Origin of the sequence: Kitasatospora sp. MBT63 (genome assembly GCF_000710465.2) — a bacterium.
Lineage (GTDB): Bacteria > Actinomycetota > Actinomycetes > Streptomycetales > Streptomycetaceae > Kitasatospora.
Window position 1 is genome coordinate 1 of sequence record NZ_JAIZ01000790.1, and the last position, 4,932, is coordinate 4,932.

Genomic DNA, 4,932 nt, shown 5'->3' on the forward strand with positions numbered 1-4,932 from the left:
CCACCGACCCCTTCGGCAACCCCCGCGGCACCCAGCCCGCCCCCGGCACCTGGGCCGGCGACAAGGGCTTCGTCGGAGGCACCAAGGACGACACCACCGGACTCACCAACCTCGGCGCCCGCCAGTACCAACCCACCACCGGACGCTTCCTCAACCCCGACCCACTCCTCGGCACCGGTAACCCCCAGCAGTGGAACGGCTACGCCTACAGCAACAACGACCCGATCGGCTCGAGCGATCCCAGCGGCCTGTACACCTGCCGCAACGGCCACGAAGGGTGCAACGAGCACGGCAACGCCTGCAGCTCCTCCGAGTGCAAAGACGTCAACGCCACCATGGTCGGCGACTGCATCCACAGCGAATGCAGTCACAGCACCGTCAACCAAAACCCCTACCACACCATCTCCGAACAGCGGGACGCCCGCGCTACGAAGATCCTCAAGGACATCCAGAACGCGTACGAATACGCGAACAAGAAGGTGTGCAACAACAACATGAAGGTGGCCCAGTGCCACACTCAGAAGGAATGGGACGACGGTGACAAGGCCTTCAACAAGGCCGTCATCGACTCCACGCTCATTATCCCCGCGTACAAGTGCACATCCGGTGGCGGATTCGGTGGAAAGAACCAGGAGGACTGCGACACCCTGGGAGTCGCCATCTCCACCATGGACCTCGGCCCCCTGGCCTCGGAGATGGCCGCCGCCGGCGATGCCGAGTCCACCGCAATGAGGGACCTCCTCCGAGAACTCTCAGCGGTCTGCAAGAGATCCGACAGCTTTCCCGGCGAAACACCCGTCCTGCTTGCGGGCGGTGAGACCGCTCCGATCCAGGACATCAAGGTCGGCGACACCGTCACCGCCACCGACCCCCTTACCGGACAGAACCGGCCAGAAACAGTCACAGCGGTCATTAAGACCCTCACCGACGTCGACTTCACCGACCTGACCATCACAACCGCACACGGCGACCAGACCCTCACCTCAACCCAGCACCATCCGTACTGGGACGCCACAACTCAAACCTGGACCAGTGCAACATCCCTCCACGTGGGGGACAACCTTCGCCAACTGGACGGCACCTCCGCCACGGTCACGGCGATCCACAACTACACGAGGCACATCACTACCTACAACCTGACCATCAGCCAGTACCATACGTACTATGTACTCACCGGCAACACGCCGGTTCTTGTGCATAACAGCACTCCGGGTATTCCTTGCGGCGGGCAGTTGCTGGGAACTCACCCAGGTGGGTGGGATCCCGGCGGGATTCCCTCTACCGCCATTCCAGATATTCAGGAAATCGAGCAATATGGCGTCCGCACCTCTGGAAGGGCGGATGGCGTAATGGGGCCGGACATCCCGGAAGCATTTGAGAACAGTGGGAAGGGCGGCGGATATGCCCTTCCGAGGACGGCGAGCGACGGCAGCCCGATAACATACCGGGAGTGGGGCATGGCTCCAACGCCGGGTAACCCGAAGCCGGGTGGCGAGAGGATCGTCACGGGAAGCGACGGATCCATCTATTACAGCCCAACCCACTACCAAACGTTCTACCAGTACAGGTGATGAGCATGCTGGACATCTGGAGTCAGTCGCCCCCGTGGATTCATCGGGTGGAGAGGGGATCCGCAAGTGCGCCTACCTGGCCACTTCCGCCGCACGGAACCGCGTTCGTGGCGCACCTCAGCGGCGCACGAATGGGAGATGCCCAGGGCGTTTTCGAGGAGTTCTCTCGCGGCCTGAACCTTCCGGCCTACTTCGGCTGGAATTGGTCGGCACTCTCCGAGTGTCTGCGCGATCTATCGTGGATCGACAGCCAGAGCTATGTGATCCTAGTTTCTGACTCCGAGCGCCTGTTGGTCGAAGAGCCAGATGAAATGGACGTGTTCTTGAAGATCATGGAGAGTGTCGGAAAGCTTCGGAGCAGTACGCTGGGATCGCCCACGACTTCGTTCAACGTAGTGTTGATGTAGCTGGCTGATCGCAGGAATCACCCCGGGCAGGCACAGTCCAGCTCGGGCGGAAGGGTAATTCAGGCGGTCCTCTAAACTGAATAGTTGGGCGGCGCAGTAGCGCGACGCGTAACCAATCCAAGAAGCCCCACCGGAGCCATGTCCGGCGGGGCTTCTTGGCGGCTTGACGGCAACACTGACGGCAACGTCAGCGGACGGGTTCTGCACTTGGTGGGCCGTCAGGGGCTCTCGGGGGCGCCGAGGGCGTCGCCGAGGGCGTCAATGGCTTGGCGCTGGAGGCGGAGCCGGACGTGGGCGTACATGGTGGCGGTGACACCTATATGGGCGTGACCGAGGAGTTCCTTGATCACCACGAGATCGACGCCCTGCTCGAGGAGCAGGGTCGCGGCGGTGTGCCTGAGACCGTGTTTGAGATCTGCCGTGTCCCGTTGCTGAGGCGTTCGTTGAGCTCACCGTGAGCGGTGATGGGGGGTGGGTATCCGTCGGACCTGACGGACGAGCAGTGGGCGCTGGTGGAGCCGTTGCTCCCGCCAGCGCGGGTGGGTCCGAAGGGTGGTCGGCGGGAGAAGCATCCGCGGCGGCGGATCGTGGACGCGATCTTCTACGTGGTGCGGACCGGGTGTGCCTGGCGGCAACTGCCGAAGGACTTCACCCCGTGGCCGACGGTGTACTGGTACTTCACGTGGTGGCACGACGACGGCACCGTCAAGCGCATCCATGACGCCCTGCGCGGCAAGGTGCGTGAAGCCGACGGCCGCGACTCGGAACCGAGCGCGGGCCTGATCGACTCGCAGTCCGTCCGCACCGCCGACACGGCCCCTGCGTCCACCAGGGGCTTCGACGCGGGCAAGAAGGTGAAGGGTCGCAAGCGGTTCATCGTCACCGACACCCTGGGCCTGCTCCTGGACGTCCACATGGTTGCGGCGAGCATCCAGGACCGCGACGGAGCGAAGCGGCCGCTGCTCTGGACCAGGCTCGACCACCCCAGCGTCAAGAAGATCTGGGCCGACCAGGGATTCGCCGGCCGCCTGGTCGACTGGGCCGCTCAGATCCTCGGCCGCGACCTGGAGATCGTCCGCAAAGACCCTGACCAGCGCGGTTTCCAGGTCCAGCCGAAGCGGTGGGCGGTCGAGCGCACCTTCTCGTGGCCCACCGCCCACCGGCGCCTCGCCCGGGACTACGAGACCAGCCCCGCCCATTCGGAGACGATGATCCGCTGGGCGATGATCGGCATCATGGTCCGCCGACTCACCCGAGGCCGCCCGGCAACCCGACAAGGCCCGCGACCGCTCTCACGCGCCACCGGCTGACGCACCGCACATCCCCTCATGTGTCGTACAAGCCGTCCCACGGCGCGCTGAACCCGAGCCGGTTCGGGTAGAACTCGGCCCAGTCGTCCCGCTCCTCGCCGTCTGGATACTCCCCGTGGCACTCGCGGACCAGGCCGAACAGTGTGCCGTCGACCTCCACGGCGAACGGGGCGATCACGATGTCGGCGGACCGCCGGCCGGGCAGCGAGTCCAGCCACTCGCCCATAAGCTGCTGCGCGGCCTCTACCACCTGCACCTTCCCAGGTCCGTCGGCGACCGTTCCTGCAGACCTGATGCGCGAGTCCAGGTGGTGCGAGCTTTGCCCTATTTTGTGGACACTTGGGTCCTATGCCACCAATCTCAGCGTATCGATGGCTGATGACTCCTGCTCGAACTCGACGGGGCTGCGGTAGCCGAGTGCGGAATGGTGGCGCCGGCGATTGTACCAGGCCAGCCAGGAGAACATCTCGCTTCGGGCCTGGGCCCGGGTCAGCCACCGCGAGCCGTAGAGGAGTTCGCGCTTGAGCGTGGCAAAGAACGACTCCGCCATGGCGTTGTCGTAGCTCGACCCCACCCGACCCATCGACCGCCGTATCCCGTGCGCGCGGCAGACCTCGGCGAAGGCCGCCGACGTATATTGCGCCCCGCGGTCCGAGTGGAACACCACGCCGTGTACGTTCCCGCCCCGGACACCGACCGCCGAGCGCACGGCGTCGACCACCAGACCGGACCGCATGTGCTCGGCCAGCGACCAGCCGACCACCCGCCGCGAGTGCATGTCGATCACCGTCGCCAGGTACATCCACGACCCGCCGACCGGCAGGTACGTGATGTCGCCGCACCAACGCACGTCCGGCGCGGCCGCGCGGAAGTCCCGCCCGACCAGGTCCGGGGCCGGCGGCACGCTCCGGTCCGCGATCGTCATGCGGACCGTGCGCCGCAGGTGCCGACCGGCCAGCCCGCGCTCGCGCATCAGCCGGGCGACCCGCTTGTGATTGATCGGACCGTGCCGTTCCCGCAGCTCTCGGGTGATCCGCGGGACGCCGTACGTGCCGTTCGACTCGCCGTGGATCTCCTCGATCCGCGCACCCAGGTCGTCGTCGGCCGACCTTCGCGCGGCCCGAGCGGCCGCCGCGGCGATCCACCGGTAGAAACCGGACGCCGAGACGCCCATCGCCCGGCACAGCCGCTGTATTCCGTACAGGTCGCGATGGTCGGAGATGAACCGCCAGCGGCCGGTCATCGGCCCATCTCCTTGGCAAAATACTGGGCAGCCTTCCGCAGGATCTCCTTCTCCAGCTCCAGCTCACGGACCTGCCTGCGCAGTCGACGCAGTTCCTCGCGCTCTGCCGGGGTCAACGGGCCCTCACCGCCCGCGCCCGACGCTGCCGCTTCCGCGCGTGACCGCGCGACCCACTGGCGCAGCGACTCCGGGTTGACACCCAGTTCCCGCGCCACCGACGAGACCCGGCGCCCGCTGGATTCCACCAGTGCCACCGCGTCCCGCTTGAACTCCCCCGAGTACCTCGCAGTACCCATGGGGACATCCTCTCCACAGACCCCAAGATCCGTTTCTCAGAAGTGTCCACACCACGGGGTAAAGCCCCAAGGCCGGGTAGTTAAGGGATTTCCGCTGGTGGCAGT

Annotated in this window: 5 protein-coding genes and 1 pseudogene; 3 read left to right on the plus strand and 3 right to left on the minus strand. The window is 65.7% G+C overall.

Features of this window, described 5'->3' with window-relative positions; genetic code table 11:
* Positions 1 to 1,571: RHS repeat-associated core domain-containing protein (locus AA75_RS41225; RefSeq protein WP_033825644.1), on the plus strand; the 1,571-nt coding region annotated here is incomplete at its 5' end.
* Between the two features lie 107 nt (positions 1,572 to 1,678).
* Complete coding sequence (locus tag AA75_RS41230; RefSeq protein WP_199520548.1) at positions 1,679 to 1,978, plus strand: barstar family protein; 300 nt, start codon at positions 1,679 to 1,681, stop codon at positions 1,976 to 1,978.
* A 187-nt stretch (positions 1,979 to 2,165) separates the two neighbouring features.
* On the opposite strand, the pseudogene AA75_RS46730 reads toward AA75_RS41230, so the two are convergent.
* Positions 2,166 to 2,379, minus strand: a pseudogene (locus AA75_RS46730) (tyrosine-type recombinase/integrase); the annotation flags it as partial.
* Positions 2,380 to 2,442: 63 nt separating this feature from the next.
* On the opposite strand from AA75_RS46730, the gene AA75_RS41235 reads away from it, so the two are divergent.
* Positions 2,443 to 3,288, plus strand: coding sequence for an IS5 family transposase (locus AA75_RS41235; RefSeq protein ID WP_033825645.1), 846 nt, complete (start codon positions 2,443 to 2,445; stop codon positions 3,286 to 3,288).
* A gap of 16 nt (positions 3,289 to 3,304) precedes the next feature.
* Here the strand turns inward: AA75_RS41235 and AA75_RS41240 are convergent, their stop codons facing one another.
* Positions 3,305 to 3,544 (minus strand): hypothetical protein, encoded by a 240-nt coding sequence (locus AA75_RS41240; RefSeq protein WP_149038681.1) that lies wholly within the window; start codon positions 3,542 to 3,544, stop codon positions 3,305 to 3,307.
* A 90-nt stretch (positions 3,545 to 3,634) separates the two neighbouring features.
* A protein-coding gene (locus AA75_RS41245) for an IS3 family transposase (RefSeq protein WP_233289427.1) occupies positions 3,635 to 4,827 on the minus strand; the annotation gives its coding sequence in 2 pieces (ribosomal slippage) (positions 3,635 to 4,546 and positions 4,549 to 4,827; 1,191 coding nt in all).
* Positions 4,828 to 4,932: the final 105 nt, after the last annotated feature.

Bases quoted from the DNA above. Each gene is read 5' to 3' on its own strand.
- AA75_RS41235 (WP_033825645.1), top strand. From the start codon at position 2,443: ATGGGGGGTGGGTATCCGTCGGACCTGACGGACGAGCAGTGGGCGCTG.